This is a genomic window from Paraburkholderia sp. UCT31 (genome assembly GCF_014397655.1).
Lineage (GTDB): Bacteria > Pseudomonadota > Gammaproteobacteria > Burkholderiales > Burkholderiaceae > Paraburkholderia > Paraburkholderia tuberum.
Genome location: NZ_VZQP01000058.1, coordinates 1 through 15,087, shown reverse-complemented (window position 1 = coordinate 15,087; position 15,087 = coordinate 1). Strand labels below are relative to the sequence as shown.

Below are 15,087 nucleotides of genomic sequence, written 5' to 3'. Positions count from 1 at the left end.
CGGAATGCACAGCTGCTCATGGCCGCGCTCCCTCTCACCACGCGAGCCGCCGTCATGACGCTTATCTCTGGGATTAACGGCGGTGCGGCGGGATTCTTGAGCGTTCGTTGAACAAAAGCGGATCGCTGGGTGGTGGTTTGCCTCTAAAACACGCTATCCATAATTCGTGGTGATTTTTGCAACTTCCCGTACGCTTTCCCGGCTGCGCCCGGCTCGTGCTTCGCGCCGGGCGCGGCGCGCTTACTTCAGGGTGTCCTTCGTCACCAGAACGACCGGCGTTTCGACGACGCCCGACAGCTGCGACTGCTTCCTGTTTTCGCTCAACGCCTTCAACGCGGTATCGATGCCGAACACGGCCTGCTTCGCCGCGTACTGGTCGGCGGTGGCGAGCACGCGGCCGTCCTTCAGCATCGGATGGATCGCGTTGATGTTGTCGTAGCCGACCACCAGCACCTTGCCCTGCTTGCCGGCCGCGCGCACCGCCGACACCGCGCCGATCGCCATGTTGTCGTTGCCGGCGAGCAGCGCCTTCAGATTCGGATACTCGTTGAGCATGGCCGATGCGACCGCGTTGCCCTTGTCGATTTCCCACTCGCCCGACTGCACCGACACGACCTTCGCGCCGACCGCCTGCATCGCGTCCTTGAAGCCCGCGGTGCGCTGCTGCGCGTTGGTGGTGGTCGACACGCCTTCGAGGATGCCGACCTCGTCGCCGGCCTTCAGGCGCTTCGCGAGGTAGTCACCGACGAGCCGCGCGCCCTTGCGATTGTCGGGGCCGACGAACGGCACGTTCAGGTCTTTCGACTTCAGCACGTCCGGATCGAGCCGGTTGTCGATGTTGACGACGATGATGCCCGCGTCGACCGCCTTCTTGACGACCGGCACCAGCGCCTTCGAATCGGCCGGCGCGAGCACGATCGCGTCGACCTTCGACACGATCATCTGCTCGACGATGCGGATCTGGTTGGCGGTGTCGGTTTCGTCCTTGATGCCGTTGGTGATCAGGTCGAACTTGCCGGGGTTCTGCTTCTGATAGTCTTTCGCCCCGGTCTCCATGGTCAGGAAGAACTCGTTGGCGAGCGACTTCATCACGAGCGCGACCTTCGGCTTATGAGCCGGGGCGTTCTGCGCGTGGGCGGCGGAAAAAGGCAGGACGGCGGAGGCGGTGGCGAGAACTGCGGCGGCAAGAATGCGACGACGGGTTCGATGGCTCATGCGTATCTCCAAGGTTGTCAGGCTCGCGGGCGAGCCGTATTTTTTGTGATGCGCAAACGTTTGCGAGGCCATTCTCAGCGGAAGCTCTTCGGCATGTCAACGATTCGCGGTGTTGCAACGCACCGGCGCGCAACATCTGCGGCGCCGCAATGCGCTCGATCGATCCGGGCGGGTGTGGCAACAGCGTGTGGCAAGGTTCCCTCGCTCAGTCCGTGCAGTCGATGACGCCTGTGCGTCGCGTGCGGCGCGACCCACAGGCCGCTTATGCTGGCCTGGTATCGCGCGCGCCGCAAGGGAAACCCCGAGGAAATTGAACGGTGCGCCGGCTACAGCCAGCCGGCCTTGCGAAAACGCCGGTACAGCACGAAGTCGATCGCCAGCATCACCGCCAGCACGATCGGATAGCCGAACTTGAAATGCAGCTCGGGAATGCGCTCGAAGTTCATCCCGTAGATGCCGGCGATCATGGTCGGCACCGCGAACAGCGCGGCGAACGAGCCGAGCCGCTTGGTGACTTCGCTCTCGGCGAGCGAGATCATGCCGAGGTTCACCTGCACCGCCGTGACGACGATTTCGCGGCGCCCCTCGATGGTTCTGACGATCCGGTCGAGGTGGTCGTAGACGTCGCGGAAGTACGCCTGCATGCCGGCGCAGACGCTCGGAATGCGCCCGCCCGTCAGTTTGCCGACCGCTTCCTGCAGCGGCACGATATGGTGCTGGAGGATCACGAGCCGGCGCTTCATCGTGTACAGGTCCTGCACGATCGCGCGCGAGGCGGTCGAGTCGTTCTTCTCGAAGATGCGGTCCTCGAGCGTTTCGAGCTCGGTGCTCATCGCCTCGATGACCGGGAAATAACGGTCGACCACATCGTCGATCAGCGCGTACAGCACGAACGCCGAGCCCTCCTTCAACAGATGCGGCTCATGCTCGCAGCGCGCGCGCACGCTTTTGAAGCCGGTGCGCGTGCCGCGCCGCACCGACAGCACATAGTTGGCGCCGACGAACACGTCGACTTCGCCGATCACGAATTCGCCCTGCTCGTCCATCTCGACCGTGTGCATCACGGTGAACAGCGAATCGCCGTACTCCTCGATCTTCGGCCGTTGATGGCCGTATTGCGCATCTTCGATGGCGAGCTCGTGCAGATTGAACTCGTCTTTCATCATCGCGAGTTCGTCGGGGCTCGGGTCTTTCAACGCGACCCAGACGAAGCACTCGGGCCGCGCGACGTAGTCGCTGATGCTGTCGATATCGATGTCGGCGAGTTTCCGGCCGTCCTGATAGGCGGCGCAATTGATCAGCATGTTCGGATTACCTTGCATACAAAAGCAGACCTCGCCACCCTCTCACGTAAGCATTGCGTAAGACGGGTCGACGGGTCTGCATGAACGGACAAGCACGCTTCCAGGCCGCTTGCATCAGCCGCCATGTTAAGGCGCGATACCTAAGCCGCGCGTTTCCAATTGTTAATGCTCGAGCGCACGCTACTGCGCGACCCGCTGCAGGCCGATGCGGTGATCGTCGTTGAACGTGACCGAGGCGCGGTTCGTGTAGCGCGGGTCGGCCGTCACGACGAAGTTCAGCTCGATGACCGGATCGAACTGCGTCGATACGCCGATCCGATGCGCGCCGGGCGGCAGATAGAACACCACGTGCTCGCCGTTCATCAGGTCGGTCACGCGCTCGCCGTCGATATAGACGAGCGCATTGCGGAACCGCACGATCACGTCGCGCGAACGCTCGCGCCGCACGTCCACCGCGACGAGGCCGGGGCCCGGCGCCGTATAGCCCTGTCTGACGATGCGCTCGGCAGGCACCGGTTTGAACGGTACCGGCTCGGCCGGCGTCGACGCGCAGCCGGCCAGCGTGAGCACGCCGAGCGCGACGCATGCGGCCAACGCGGCGCAGCGTGCGGACCCGGCCATCCGTGCGGCTCGGCAGCGGCAAGACAGGCGCCTCGGCATGCTGGTTCTCCCCTGTGCTCTCGATTGCGGCCCGAGTCTCCGACTACGCGGTGTGGGTCGTCGCTCCGCGTCCGCCGGTTCGGCGGACACGGTACGCTCGTACGCATGACCGTTGCGCATCATAGCAACGCGCGGACATTCCGCCAGCCACGGCGCACGGAGCTCGGGCGCCGCGCCTCTTGCATGGCGCGGCGTTCTTCTTCATGATCGGTGCAGGCGGCCGCGCTCGCGGCTGGCCATCGTCGGTTGCCGGCATGCCTGTCGATCCGCGACGCCGGACGCACGATCAAGGAGACTGCGATGTGGTATTTCACCTGGATTCTCGGCGTGGGTGTGGCGCTCGGCTTCGGCATCATCAACGTGATGTGGCTCGAGGCCAACGGCACGTTCGCGCGCGACCCGCGCCCCGATGACGCCGCCGCGCCGCGTGAGGACAAGCCTGCGTGACTTCTCTGGTTTTCTTTTGCGGTCATGCGGGCACGGGCAAGACGACGCTGGCGAAAAAACTGCTCGGCCCGCTGATGAAAGTGAGCGGCATCCCCTTCTGCCTGCTCGACAAGGACACGCTGTACGGCGGCTATAGCGCGGCCGCGATGGCGATGCTGACCGGCAATCCGGACGATCGCGACAGCCCTCTTTTCCTGCAGCATCTGCGCGACCCCGAGTATCGCGGCCTCATCGATACGGCGCGCGACAATCTCGAACTCGGCATCAGCGCGTTGGTCGTCGGCCCGCTGTCTCGCGAGGTGCGCGAGCGGCGGCTGTTCGATCATGCGTGGCTCGGCGTCGCGCCGGACGTGAGGTTGCGTGTCGTGTGGGTGCGGACCTCGGAGGACGTGGCGCGGCAGCGGATCGTCGCGCGCGCGAATCCCAACGATGCGTACAAGCTCGCGCACTGGGACGTCTACCGGCGGCGGCGTTTCGAGCCGAGCGGCGCGAGCCGCGAGGGTCTGCTGATGTTCGACAATACCGCGCCCAGTTCGGCGGACCATGAAGCGCTCGTCGCGCAAATCGTGGCTGGATGACGGCCCTCCCTTCTGTCTGGCGAGTGCCGCGCCGGCCCGATGATGGCTGAAAAACGGAAAATCCCCGTACGTCGACGACGTACGGGGATTTTCATTCGACGCGAGCCATGCCGGCCTTAAACCGTCGCCATCGCCTCCAGCGACTGCCCTTCGTACAACTTGCCGAAGCGGTTCGCCAGAAAATCGCCGAGCGACACCTGCTCCTGGCGCACGAAGCCCTTTTGCGGCAGCTTGCGCTCGCGGAACAGATCGAGCACCGCGCACATCGCGCCGGCGGTCGTGATCTGAATCGCGCTCATCGGCACGCCGCAGACGGTCTTCGCGAAGATCTTGCGCGTGAACACCTCCTGCACGAGCTGACCGTCGCGCATGCCGCTCACGGTGATGAACACCAGCACGACATCTTGCGCGGTCGACGGCACCGAGCGGCGCATGATGGTCTTCAGCGTATCGCGGTCGCTCGACAAACGCAGGTCTTCGAGCAGGAACTGCATCAGGTTGCGATGACCCGGATAGCGCACCGACTTGTAGTCGAGCGATTCGACGCGGCCCGCCAGCGTTTCGCACAGCGTGCCCAGCCCGCCCGACGTGTTGAACGCTTCGTACTCGGTGCCGTCGAGCGAGAAATGCTCGAGGCCTTCGAGCGGCTGCACCCATTGCGTGCGGCCATCGCGGATGGCCTCGCACGGCTGGCAGTACTCGTTGATCAGGCCGTCGACGCTCCACGTCAGGTTGTACTTCAGCGCATTGGTCGGAAACTCGGGCAGCGCGCCGACGCGCATCTTCACGTCGCGGATTTCCGTGAAGCGATTCGCGAGCTCGTGCGCGGCAATGCCGATGAAGCCCGGCGCGAGACCGCACTGCGGCATGAATGCGTGATCGGCATCTTCGGCGATCGCGCGGATCGCGTGCGTCGCGCGTACGTCCTCGGTCAGGTCGAAATAATGGACACCCGCGCCCTTCGCGGCCGATGCGACGTTGACCGCGAGGTAGTACGGCAGCGCGTTGATCAGCACGTCGAAGCCCTCGATGGCGGCGCGCAGCACGGCGGCGTCGGCGGAATCGATGCGGCGGGTGGGAATGCCCTGGGCGGCGAGCTTGTCGAGCGCGTGCTGATCGCGGTCGAACGCGACGACTTCGTAGTCGCCCGTCTCGCGCAGCATATGGGCAATGGTGTGACCGATCAGACCTGCGCCAACGATAGCTACTTTCATCTGCTTCTCCTTGTTATCCATGTGCTGTCTCTGAGCTTGGGAAGTGCGCCGCGTGTTGCGCGCGGCGCCTGCGGGCCGAACCCTTGAATGACAGTGTAGGAAGAAGCAAAAACAGTTCATACGCGCAAAATGCTGCGGTATGACCATCCGGTTCGACGTTCTGACGAACCGGTCAAACGATTTGTCGAAACAGCGTAAAAAAGGCGTCAACGATGGACTCTCGCAGCACTCGCGAAGAAGTTACGCCGCGCGCCGACTCACACCGTGCCGCGGTCGATCTTGCGCGCGAGAATGATCGACGTCGTGGTCCGCTCGACGCCCTCTAGCCCGCCGATCTGATCGAGCAGATCGTTGAGCCGCTCGGGCGAATCGGCGCGCAGCCATGCCACGTAGTCGAACTCGCCGCTGACCGCGCACAGCATCTGCACTTCGGGCATTTTGCCGAGGCGTTTCTGCACGGCCGGTCCGTGCTTCGGCGCGATGATGATGCCGACATACGCGACGATGCTCGAATCGAGCACATCCTGGCCAAGCCTCACGCTGTAGCCGGCGATCACGTTGCTGCGCTCGAGCCGCGCAATGCGCGCGATCACGGTCGTGCGCGCGACGCCGAGCTGCCGCGCAAGATTCGCGACGCTCTCGCGCGCGTTGGCTTGCAGCAGTGCAACGAGGTTGCGGTCGAGGTCGTCGAGCTGGTCGAGGCGCGGAGGTCTCATCGAAGGGGAAGGAAGTTGGTGTGGAATGTCGCGGATTATCGCGCGTCTGCACGCAGCGGCGCCATGTCACGCGGTACGGTCACAGATGCACGGCACACTGTGGGGCGGCCCGGCGCAGTATGTCGGCGCGATTGCCGATCAGGCGCGAGCCGTTTCGCGTTCGTTTCGGTTGTAAGCGTTTGTCGCACACGCACCGTATTGTAGGGTTAACGTGTTACTAATAGCGGCGCCGGGCGAATGCGGCAGCCGCTTGCGGTGCGGCGCCATTCGCCGCTGGCGCGGGGCAAGACGCTCGCCGCGCGCCGTGTCTCAATAACGAACAGACATCAGGAGTTTCGATGAAAAAAGCACTGGTTATGCTGGCTACGGCCGTTTCGATGGGCGGCGCGTTCGCCCAAACCGCCGCGCCGGCCGCAGCGCCGGACACCACGGCCTCGGCCTCCGCGGCCAAGGCCGGCCACGAACGCAACGTCGAAGACCGCATCGCTTATCTGCACTCGCAACTGAAGATCACGCCCGCGCAGGAAACGCAATGGAAGGCGTTCGCCGACGTCATGCGCAGCAACGGCGAAACGATGGGCCGGCTGTTCGAGCAGCGCAAGGCGGCCACCAACGTGAGCGCGCTCGACGACATGAAACAGTACGCAACGATCGCGCAGGCGCATGCGGACGGCATGAAGAAGCTCGTCGATGCGTTCGATCCGCTGTATAGCAGCCTGTCGCCGGAGCAGAAGAAGCTCGCCGACGCGACGTTCCACCAGGGCGGCCCCGAGGGTCATCATCGCGGCCACCATGGCAAGGGCAAGGGCGGCAAGCCCGCGGCAGAAGCCCCGAGCGACGCGACTGTCAAGCCGTAATGAAAGAGCGCCCGCGGCGGGGGTTGCCCCGTTGCGGGCGCGGGTCCGTTCGGACGCGGTTGATTTCGGCAATTCCGACGGCGCCCGAACAGCGGCTTTCTCACCACGTCTCACCCTTTCGCCTTCCCCCGCCCGGCTCATGCATCTGGCATTATTCGGGGCGCGCTGTCTGGGCCGACTACCCGTCCCAGCGACTCGACGCACGATCGCCGCAAAGCGGCAAGTCTCGCCGCAACGCTCACCCCCTAATCTTCCACCCGCTTCATGACCGAACTCAGGAATCTCGATTTACGTGACGATCCGCACGCCCAACGCGTCGTCAAGGACGAAACGGTAAGCGTCGAATTCGCCGCCGCCGAAGGCCAGTTGATGAGCCTCGAAGGCCCGAACCGCTATGTGCGCGGCGATGCGCTGATCACCGGCTCGACCGGCGAGCGCTGGGTCGTGTCGCGCGAGCGCTTCGATGCGAAGTACCTGCCCGCCGATGCCGCGCTCGCGCACGGCGAAGCCGGCGCCTACCGCAATCGCCCGGCGGTCGTACTCGCCCGCCGGATGGACGAGTCCTTCTCGCTCGCGCGCTCCGCGAGCGGCGGCGACGTGCTGCACGGCGCGGCCGGCGACTGGGTCATGCAGTACGCGCCCGGCGACTATGGCGTCGTGCAGGCCGCGCGTTTCGCGAAGGTCTATCGGCTCGCGGATTGAATCCGCTTCGCCCGCGCTTCACTCGCGCTTCATTCGCGCGTCACGCGAACTCTTCGCCGAGATCGACCGTGACTTCGCGCGGGACCGGCTGGCCGTTCGCGTACATTTCTTCGAGCGAGCCCAGGCTCGCTTCGACGTACGCGCGCAATACCGCAAAGCTGCGGCCACGCAACCGCGCCGGCATCGCGCGATAACGCGCGAGCGCCGCCGGCGCGATAGCGACCGTCATCACGATACGGCGCGCGGTGGAACCGAAGCGCATTGCTACCCAGTGAACCGTCAGTGTGGGCGTGCCATCGTCGGCGGCACGCTCGATGAATTGCGTCTGCTCGGGAAACAGATCGCTGATGACGCGCGCGAGCTCGTCGAACTCCGGATGCGCGCAGTCGTATTGGTAAGCTTCCATGAAGGCTGCCGGGAAAAGAAGATCCTGAAACGTAGGCGCATTTTAGAGAAACACTGAAGGGATAGCGAGGCGCCTGCCGTCCAGCGGCTCATCCGCTCACGCCGCCGCCGGCCGCCGGTAAATCCGTATCAGCAGTCCCGCGACGAACACCGCCGCCACCACATAGATCGTATCGGCCGCCGCGAGCGGCAACAGCCGCGCCTGCGTCATTGCCGCAGGCACGTCGATCAGCGCGTGCACCCCGATCGCGAGCGGCAGGATGCCGCGCGAGCCGGCCCGCACGCCGCGCCACATCAGCACCGACAGGCCGATCTGGAACACCAGCGCCGCGACGCGTTCGAGCGCGAAAATGCCGGCCAGTTGCGGCGTCAGGCTCGCGAGAATCAGATGCACGCGCATCACCGCTTCGGCCGGCAGATTGCCGAGGTAATCGCCGAGCCGGCCACGGTTTTCGAGGACCGCGAGCACGAGCCACTGGCACTGCACGAACACGCCGACCATCCACGCTTCTGCGCCGCCGTGGCCGAGGCCGTAGCTGAGCGCGGCGCCATCGTCGGCGCGCAATGCGGCGGTGCGCGTGTCGGCGGTCGTGCTGGCGGCGGGGCTCGCGCCCGCGCTTGCATCGACGCCGGCGGGCGCGTCGACGTTCGCCTTCTTGCGCACCGCCGGCCGCGCCGCCGCGCGCTTCATGAGCAGCCGCATGCCGAAGAACCGCCCCACTTCCTCGCAAACGCCCGCGGCCAGCGCACCATAGACGACGAACGCGAGCGGCTGCGAAAGGAACGCCGCGGTCGTTTCGTTGCCGCGCAACAGATAGTCGTGCAGCGCACGCTCGATGACCATCGCGAACAGCGCGAACACCGCGACGCCGGCGATCGCGTCGTGCGGCCGAAGCGCGAGCGGACGGCGCAATTGTCGGTAAATCAGAAACGGTAAAGCGGCGATGACGAGCGTGGCGAGCGCGAGACTCGCGAGGGTAAGCGGTGGCACGACCATGAGTATCCTTGCGGGGTTCCTTGCAATCCCCGGCGCGCAACCGCTGCGCGCCGCAGCCCGCATCATCGCAGATCGGCCGGAAATCAGCGTGCGGTCGACGCACGCACGATCAGCTCGCCGGGCAGCAGGCAGTCGCGCGCGCCCGTCTGCGCGCCTTCGATGCGCTCGTGCAGGAATTCGACCGCGCGATAACCGATGTCGTAGGTCGGCTGGCGGATCGTCGTGATGCCGGCGAGCTCGGCCCAATCCGGATCGTCGATGGAAAGCAGCGCGACGCGGCTCTGCCAGTGCGCGCCGTAACGCGCGTTCAGATGCAGCGCGAGCCGCAACGCGACCGGTGCGTTGGCCGCGAACAGCGCGACGCGTGGGGAGGCGCCGGCGGGCTCGGCACCGGCCCCGCCCGGCGAGTCGATCGCACGATCCAGCTCCGCGAGACCGCGCTCGAGCGCAGTTGCATCGGCGAGATCGAGCACCAGCGTACGACCGCGCGCGCGGCCATCGTCGCGCATCGCCCGATCGAATGCTTCGACGCGCAACTGCCGCGAGCTGACCTGCTCGAACGGCTGCACGACGAACCAGATGTGCTCGAAGCCCCGTTCGAGCAGATGCCGCGTACCGAGCGCGGCGGCCGCGCCATTGTCGAGACCGACCATGTCGGCGACCAGCCCCTCCACGCGCCGATCGACCAGCACCGCCGGAATCCCGCCGTCGCCGACCGGCCGCAACGTCTCCTCGCGCACGCCTAGCGCGTTGACGATCACACCTTCCACGCGATACGTGGTCAGCAGTTGCAGATAACGCCGCTCCATCTCGACTTCGTTCGCCGCGTGGCAGATCAACGGCATCAAGCCGAGCGCGTGGCACGCGGCCTCGACGCCTTGCAGCACTTCGACGGAGTACGGATTGGTCAGGTCGGCGACCAGCATGCCGATCAGCCGGTTGCGGCCGCGCTTCAGGCCGCGCGCCATCTGGTTCGGCTGATAGTCGAGCCGCGCGATCGCGGCTTCGATGCGCGCGCGCAGCTCGGGCGACAGCGCGCTGAACTCGCCGTTCAGATAGCGCGAGATGCTGGTCTTGCCGGTGCCGGCTTCACGCGCGACATCGGTGATCGTCGCGCGGCGCGTCGGCGCGCTCGGGGGACCAGGCGGCATGCTGGCCGGGGGCGGGGTCGTGCTCATTCGCTCATCGCTCGTGCCGGTCCGAGGACGGGAGCTTGCGCGCCGCCCTGCGAATCACTTCGCCAGGACGTCACGGTTGACGATGTTGGTCGTCAATGTGCCGTCGAGCGCGGCGACCAGGTTCTCCGCCGCGTTGAGCGCCATCGCGTGACGGGTCTCGTGCGTCGCCGAGCCGATATGCGGCAATGCGACCACGTTCGGCATGGCGAGCAACGGCGAGTCGGCAGGCAACGGTTCGGTGTCGAACACGTCGAGGCCCGCGCCGTGAATCGTGCCGTTGCGCAGCGCCTCGATCAGCGCCGGTTCGTCGACGGTCGCGCCGCGTGAAGCGTTGATCAGGATCGCGCTCTTCTTCATCGCGCGCAGTTCGGCGGCGCCGATCAGATGCCGCGTCTCTCGCGTGAGCGGCACCTGCAGACAGACGAAATCGGACTGCGCGAGCAATTCAGCCAGCTCGACGCGCCGCGCGCCATACGCCTGCTCCGCTTGGTGGTTCGCGCTGCGGTTCGTATACAGCACCTTCATGTTGAAGCCGAGCGCCGCGCGTCGCGCGACCGCGCCGCCGATCCGCCCCAAGCCGACGATGCCGATCGTCTTGCCCTGCACGTCGAGCCCGAACTGCGCGGGCCCGATGCTCGTGCGCCACCGCCCCGCCTTGACCCAGTCGGCCAGCTCGACGACGCGCCGCGCGGACGCGAGGATCAGCGAGAACACGGTATCGGCGGTCGATTCGGTCAGCACGTCCGGCGTGTGCGCGAGCACGATGCCGCGGCGCGTGAGGTCGGCGACGTCGAACTGGTCGTAGCCGACCGAGATCGTCGACAGCGCCTTCAGCCGGCTCGCGCCTTCGAGCATCGCCGGCGTGATCTGCACGCTCGCGCCGATGCCGCCGTCGGCATCGCGCAGCGCGGCGACGAACGCATCATGCTGTGACGGATCGACCTGCACGACCTGCGCATGCTGTTGCAGATAGGCGAGCACATCCTCGGGGAGCGACTTCCAGGCGACGATCTTGTTCATCAGCTAATTTTCCTTGCGACGGTGGGACGAGCGGGGCCACGTTGTTCGGCGGCGGCCGGCTTGACGGCGAGCGTCAGGATCACCGCGGCGACGAGCGCCACGCTCATGAATGCATACGATGCCGCGGGCGACCCGGTCGCGCCGTTCAGATAGCCGACCACGTACGAGCCGACGAACGAACCGAGCGCGCCCATGCTGTTGATCAGCGCCATCGCGCCGCCCGCGACGTTCTTCGGCAGCAGCTCCGGCACGATCGCGAAGAACGGTCCATACGGCGCGTACATCGCCGCGCCCGCGATCACGAGCAGCGCATACGAGACCCAGAAATGCGCGGAGCCGAGCCCGTACGACGCCGCGAACGCAATCGCACCGATCAGCAGGAACGGCCACACGAACACCTTGCGGCGGTTGAGTTTATCCGATGCCCACGAAGCTGCAAGCATCGCGATCGTCGCGGCCAGATACGGCAGCGCCGACAGCCAGCCGGTTTCCACCATGCCGAACGACGAGCCGTTCTTCAGGATCGACGGCAGCCACAGCACGAAGCCGTACACGCCGATGCTCCAGCAGAAATACTGCGCGCACAGCTTGGTGACCGCGGGCGTGCGAAACGCCTCGCTGTAGTTGCGCACCGGCTTGATCGCGGCCTGCTCGGCGCGCAGCGTCTGCGCGAGCGCGTCTTTTTCCTCTTGCGTGAGCCACGACACCTGCTCGGGCTTGTCCTTGACGAGGAACCACCAGCAGATCGCCCAGATGATCGCGGGCGCGCCCTCGGCGATGAACATCTGCCGCCAGCCGAACGAATGCACGAGATAGCCCGACACGACCGACATCCACAGCACCGTGACCGGATTGCCGAGGATCAGGAACGTGTTCGCGCGCGAGCGCTCGCTCTTCGTGAACCAGTTGCTGATGAAGATCAGCATTGCCGGCATCACCGCGGCTTCGACGACGCCGAGCAGGAAGCGGATCGCCATCAGCGACGGAATGTTGCTGACCATGCCGGTCAACGCCGCGCAGCCGCCCCACAGAACGAGGCTCCAGAACACCAGTTTCTTCACGCTGCGGCGCTCGGCATAGATCGCACCCGGAATCTGGAAGAAGAAATAGCCGAGGAAGAACAGCGCGCCGATCAGCGACGCGAGCCCCTTGCTGATGCCGAGATCCTGGTTGATGCCGGCCGCTGACGCGAAGCCGAAATTCGCGCGATCCAGATACGCGAGGCTGTAAGTGATGAACACGATCGGCATGATCGTCCACCAACGGCGAATCGCAAGCGATGAGGTCATGGAAGTCTCCTTGGACGGCGTTGTCCCGAATCAATGATGAAAAAATCTGGGCGCGCTGTGGGCGCTCTTGTTGTCGTCGATGCTGGTTGTGGATGCAGGGCTATCGATGCGGTCCGATCCGCGTCAGGCCGCGCTTGCGATGCCCGGTACCTCGGCCAGCTCCAGCGCGTCGAGTTCGGCGCGGTTCGGCAAACCTTCCGAATCGCCGATCACCTGGATCGCGAGCGCGCCGATCCGGTTGCCACGCGCGACCGCCTGCGCGAGCGTGCGGCCTTCGAGCAGCGCGCTGATCACGCCGACCGCGAAACCATCGCCCGCGCCGACCGTATCGACGACGTTCGCGACCGGCCGGCCGGCGATCGTCGCGGCATCGGTCGCGGTGCGGTAATACGCGCCCTGCGCGCCGAGCTTGACGATCACGCCGCGCGCGCCGCGCTCGAGATAGAACTTCGCGATGTCCTCCGGCTGCGTGTGGCCGGTCAGCATCTCACCCTCGCCGATGCCGGGCAGCACCCAGTCGGCGAGCGCGGCGAGCGCGTTCAAGCCTTCGACCATCGCCGCGCGCGAGGGCCATAGCATCGGACGCAGGTTCGGGTCGAACGAGATCGTCCTGCCCGCAGCGCGCATTTCGCGGGCCAGGTGGAATGCGAGTTCGCGCGAGCTTGCCGAGATCGCCGGGGCGACGCCGGTCAGATGCAGATGACGCGCGGGCAGCACGTAATCGGCGAGGTAGTCGTCGAGCGACAGATGGCTCGCCGCCGAGCCCTTGCGGAAGTATTCGACCGCCGGGTCGCTGCCGTCGTCGCTCTTCGACTTCAGCTGGAAGCCGGTCGGATGGCGCGCGTCGGTGCTCACGCATTGCTGGTCGATGCCCTCTTTCGTCAGCGTGTCGCGCACGTACCGGCCGAACGAATCGTCGCCGACGCGGCTCATCCAGCCCACCCTGAAGCCGAGTCGGGACAAGCCGATCGCGACGTTCAGATCCGCGCCGGCGATGCGCTTCGTGAAGTGCCCGACGCCCGCGAGCGGGCCGGCTTCGGCGGCGACGAACATCGCCATCGCTTCGCCGTAGGTGATCACGTCGAGCGCGGGGTAAGGGTGGGTCATGCTGGGCTCCTGGTGGTGCTGCTGATGCGGTGATTCGTGTTGCGTGGAATGCGTTCTTTGCTGCCTGGGTTGCTGCCTGGGTTGCTGCCTGAGTTGCTGCCTGAGTTGCCGCCTCGTCTGCTATACGGCTTCGACCGAGGCGCTTCGTGATGCCGCGCCGCGCGTCTACACGCGCGCAAGCCAGCTCACATAACGCGCGGCATCCGCGTCGATCCGGCTCGGATCGAACGGAAACTCGATGCCGCGCGGCACATCGCGCGGCAGCCGGTCGAGGAGCGCGCGCAATGGCGCGTCATCCTCGGCCGGCGCGCTCGCAAAGCGCCGCGCGCCCTCGCCCGTGGTGGTCTTGCAATGGATGTACTCGACGTACGGCGCGAGCTGCGGCGCGATGGGTAGCGGCGCGACGTCGAGCCACGCCCAGTTGCCGGTATCGAAGGTCATGCCGAGCACGCCCGCGTGGCCTTCACGCGCGAGCGCATCGAACAGCCCGACGAACTGCGCGGGCGAGCCGCCCTGCGCCAGTTGCCCGTTTTCGACGACGAGCCGTGGCTGCGCACCGCCCGTGGTGCCCGAGCCGCTCGCGACGTGCGCGACGATGGCCGCGCCGTGAGCCTCGCCCGCGAAGCCGCCGAGTTGCAGCTTGACGAAGCGCGCGCCGAGCGCGGCCGCCTGATCGAGCGCGACACGCAGTGCGTCGGTATCGAGCTGGCCGTCCGCCGCGTACAACGATGCCGGCGTCGAGAACACCGACCACAGCCCGAGATCGGCCAACGCCGCGCCGAGCGCGCGCAGCCGTTGCGGGTCCGCGTCCGCGTCGCTCGCGAACAGCTCCCGGCGCACTTCGAAACCCGCCGCGCCGGCGCGCTTTGCCGCCTGCGCCCATTTCAGATGGCCGTCGGCGCGCACGGCGTTCACACCGAACGCGCTGGCGACGACCACGATCTCCACTGCATCAGCCATATCCAACTCACGCAATCCTGAAGCGAAACGGTTTTTGGAACCGGTTCCAATTAAACTTCGAAAAAAAGCGCCGAGGCGCTGCGATGTGCGAATGGTGCTCGGGACAGCCATCGCGCACCATAGAGGAAATCCCCAGGCGCGGCCGGCGTACGGCGAGCGTAAAGCGAAGCGCGCCGGGCACGGCAGCGCCCCGCGCGGGTTCGGATTCTCGAACCCATACGCTGCCAGCGCGGCAATCAGCCGCCCTCGTCCGCGACGCACATCGCCAGAAACTGCTCGACCACCCGCGACGGCGCGCTCGCATGCGGCACCAGAATCGACAGCCGCCGCGTCAGCGGCTGCGGGCTCAGCGACATGAGCCGCAGCGCACCGTTCTCATGCCGCATCGACATCGCCGACACGAAACCGACACCCATCCCCGCCCGCACCGCCTCCTTC

At 66.2% G+C, this 15,087-nt stretch carries 17 protein-coding genes; 4 read left to right on the top strand and 13 right to left on the bottom strand.

Features of this window, described 5'->3' with window-relative positions; all coding sequences use genetic code 11:
* Window positions 1–240: 240 nt before the first annotated feature.
* From F6X40_RS33855 to F6X40_RS33845, 3 genes are all read right to left on the bottom strand, one after another.
* Window positions 241–1,215: a sugar ABC transporter substrate-binding protein gene (locus F6X40_RS33855; RefSeq protein WP_187630823.1), complete on the bottom strand. Its 975-nt coding sequence runs from the start codon at window positions 1,213–1,215 to the stop codon at window positions 241–243.
* A gap of 326 nt (window positions 1,216–1,541) precedes the next feature.
* Window positions 1,542–2,519 carry a magnesium/cobalt transporter CorA gene (corA, locus tag F6X40_RS33850; protein WP_187630822.1) on the bottom strand — a complete coding sequence of 326 codons (978 nt, stop codon included), beginning with the start codon at window positions 2,517–2,519 and terminating at the stop codon, window positions 1,542–1,544.
* Between the two features lie 180 nt (window positions 2,520–2,699).
* Window positions 2,700–3,140, bottom strand: coding sequence for a DUF2846 domain-containing protein (locus tag F6X40_RS33845; protein ID WP_262421654.1), 441 nt, complete (start codon window positions 3,138–3,140; stop codon window positions 2,700–2,702).
* 339 nt (window positions 3,141–3,479) lie between these two features.
* Here F6X40_RS33845 and cydX point away from each other — a divergent pair, with 339 nt between their 5' ends.
* Both cydX and F6X40_RS33835 read left to right on the top strand, forming a co-directional pair.
* On the top strand, window positions 3,480–3,626 hold the full coding sequence (gene cydX, locus F6X40_RS33840; protein WP_184056699.1) for a cytochrome bd-I oxidase subunit CydX: 147 nt from the start codon (window positions 3,480–3,482) through the stop codon (window positions 3,624–3,626).
* Window positions 3,623–4,204 carry an AAA family ATPase gene (locus F6X40_RS33835; RefSeq protein ID WP_187630820.1) on the top strand — a complete coding sequence of 194 codons (582 nt, stop codon included), beginning with the start codon at window positions 3,623–3,625 and terminating at the stop codon, window positions 4,202–4,204. The genes cydX and F6X40_RS33835 overlap by 4 nt, the downstream gene beginning before the upstream one ends.
* 116 nt (window positions 4,205–4,320) lie before the next feature.
* On the opposite strand, the gene F6X40_RS33830 is transcribed toward F6X40_RS33835, so the two are convergent.
* Window positions 4,321–5,418, bottom strand: coding sequence for a saccharopine dehydrogenase family protein (locus tag F6X40_RS33830; RefSeq protein WP_184022712.1), 1,098 nt, complete (start codon window positions 5,416–5,418; stop codon window positions 4,321–4,323).
* 257 nt (window positions 5,419–5,675) lie between these two features.
* Window positions 5,676–6,134, bottom strand: coding sequence for an Lrp/AsnC family transcriptional regulator (locus F6X40_RS33825; protein WP_090805298.1), 459 nt, complete (start codon window positions 6,132–6,134; stop codon window positions 5,676–5,678).
* A 338-nt stretch (window positions 6,135–6,472) separates the two neighbouring features.
* On the opposite strand from F6X40_RS33825, the gene F6X40_RS33820 reads away from it, so the two are divergent.
* Window positions 6,473–6,991, top strand: coding sequence for a Spy/CpxP family protein refolding chaperone (locus F6X40_RS33820; RefSeq protein WP_184066002.1), 519 nt, complete (start codon window positions 6,473–6,475; stop codon window positions 6,989–6,991).
* 264 nt (window positions 6,992–7,255) lie between these two features.
* Complete coding sequence (locus F6X40_RS33815; protein ID WP_184022710.1) at window positions 7,256–7,693, top strand: PGDYG domain-containing protein; 438 nt, start codon at window positions 7,256–7,258, stop codon at window positions 7,691–7,693.
* A gap of 40 nt (window positions 7,694–7,733) precedes the next feature.
* On the opposite strand, the gene F6X40_RS33810 is transcribed toward F6X40_RS33815, so the two are convergent.
* The 8 genes from F6X40_RS33810 to F6X40_RS33775 all read right to left on the bottom strand — a co-directional run.
* Window positions 7,734–8,099, bottom strand: a complete 366-nt coding sequence (locus F6X40_RS33810) for a DUF3022 domain-containing protein (RefSeq protein ID WP_187630819.1) — start codon at window positions 8,097–8,099, stop codon at window positions 7,734–7,736.
* 96 nt (window positions 8,100–8,195) lie between these two features.
* A complete protein-coding gene (locus F6X40_RS33805) occupies window positions 8,196–9,095 on the bottom strand; it encodes a YhfC family intramembrane metalloprotease (RefSeq protein ID WP_187630818.1) in 900 nt (299 codons plus the stop codon).
* Between the two features lie 83 nt (window positions 9,096–9,178).
* Window positions 9,179–10,273 carry a LacI family DNA-binding transcriptional regulator gene (locus tag F6X40_RS33800; protein WP_184066012.1) on the bottom strand — a complete coding sequence of 365 codons (1,095 nt, stop codon included), beginning with the start codon at window positions 10,271–10,273 and terminating at the stop codon, window positions 9,179–9,181.
* Window positions 10,274–10,327: 54 nt separating this feature from the next.
* A complete protein-coding gene (locus F6X40_RS33795) occupies window positions 10,328–11,293 on the bottom strand; it encodes a 2-hydroxyacid dehydrogenase (RefSeq protein WP_187630817.1) in 966 nt (321 codons plus the stop codon).
* The gene (locus tag F6X40_RS33790; protein ID WP_187630816.1) at window positions 11,293–12,582 is read right to left on the bottom strand and encodes an MFS transporter; all 1,290 of its coding nucleotides are present in this window, start codon (window positions 12,580–12,582) and stop codon (window positions 11,293–11,295) included. Before F6X40_RS33790 ends, F6X40_RS33795 begins: the two co-directional genes overlap by 1 nt.
* Window positions 12,583–12,705: 123 nt before the next feature.
* Window positions 12,706–13,689: a sugar kinase gene (locus F6X40_RS33785; RefSeq protein ID WP_187630815.1), complete on the bottom strand. Its 984-nt coding sequence runs from the start codon at window positions 13,687–13,689 to the stop codon at window positions 12,706–12,708.
* 165 nt (window positions 13,690–13,854) lie between these two features.
* Window positions 13,855–14,649 (bottom strand): sugar phosphate isomerase/epimerase family protein, encoded by a 795-nt coding sequence (locus tag F6X40_RS33780; protein ID WP_187630814.1) that lies wholly within the window; start codon window positions 14,647–14,649, stop codon window positions 13,855–13,857.
* Window positions 14,650–14,885: 236 nt separating this feature from the next.
* The coding region (locus F6X40_RS33775; protein ID WP_262421653.1) for a LysR substrate-binding domain-containing protein at window positions 14,886–15,087 on the bottom strand (202 nt) is incomplete at its 5' end.

Bases quoted from the DNA above. Each gene is read 5' to 3' on its own strand.
- F6X40_RS33805 (WP_187630818.1), bottom strand. From the start codon at position 9,095: ATGGTCGTGCCACCGCTTACCCTCGCGAGTCTCGCGCTCGCCACGCTC.
- F6X40_RS33780 (WP_187630814.1), bottom strand. From the start codon at position 14,649: ATGGCTGATGCAGTGGAGATCGTGGTCGTCGCCAGCGCGTTCGGTGTG.
- F6X40_RS33790 (WP_187630816.1), bottom strand. From the start codon at position 12,582: ATGACCTCATCGCTTGCGATTCGCCGTTGGTGGACGATCATGCCGATC.
- F6X40_RS33785 (WP_187630815.1), bottom strand. From the start codon at position 13,689: ATGACCCACCCTTACCCCGCGCTCGACGTGATCACCTACGGCGAAGCG.
- cydX (WP_184056699.1), top strand. From the start codon at position 3,480: ATGTGGTATTTCACCTGGATTCTCGGCGTGGGTGTGGCGCTCGGCTTC.
- F6X40_RS33825 (WP_090805298.1), bottom strand. From the start codon at position 6,134: ATGAGACCTCCGCGCCTCGACCAGCTCGACGACCTCGACCGCAACCTC.
- F6X40_RS33800 (WP_184066012.1), bottom strand. From the start codon at position 10,273: ATGAGCACGACCCCGCCCCCGGCCAGCATGCCGCCTGGTCCCCCGAGC.
- F6X40_RS33855 (WP_187630823.1), bottom strand. From the start codon at position 1,215: ATGAGCCATCGAACCCGTCGTCGCATTCTTGCCGCCGCAGTTCTCGCC.
- F6X40_RS33810 (WP_187630819.1), bottom strand. From the start codon at position 8,099: ATGGAAGCTTACCAATACGACTGCGCGCATCCGGAGTTCGACGAGCTC.
- F6X40_RS33795 (WP_187630817.1), bottom strand. From the start codon at position 11,293: ATGAACAAGATCGTCGCCTGGAAGTCGCTCCCCGAGGATGTGCTCGCC.
- F6X40_RS33820 (WP_184066002.1), top strand. From the start codon at position 6,473: ATGAAAAAAGCACTGGTTATGCTGGCTACGGCCGTTTCGATGGGCGGC.
- F6X40_RS33845 (WP_262421654.1), bottom strand. From the start codon at position 3,140: ATGGCCGGGTCCGCACGCTGCGCCGCGTTGGCCGCATGCGTCGCGCTC.
- F6X40_RS33830 (WP_184022712.1), bottom strand. From the start codon at position 5,418: ATGAAAGTAGCTATCGTTGGCGCAGGTCTGATCGGTCACACCATTGCC.
- F6X40_RS33815 (WP_184022710.1), top strand. From the start codon at position 7,256: ATGACCGAACTCAGGAATCTCGATTTACGTGACGATCCGCACGCCCAA.
- corA (WP_187630822.1), bottom strand. From the start codon at position 2,519: ATGCTGATCAATTGCGCCGCCTATCAGGACGGCCGGAAACTCGCCGAC.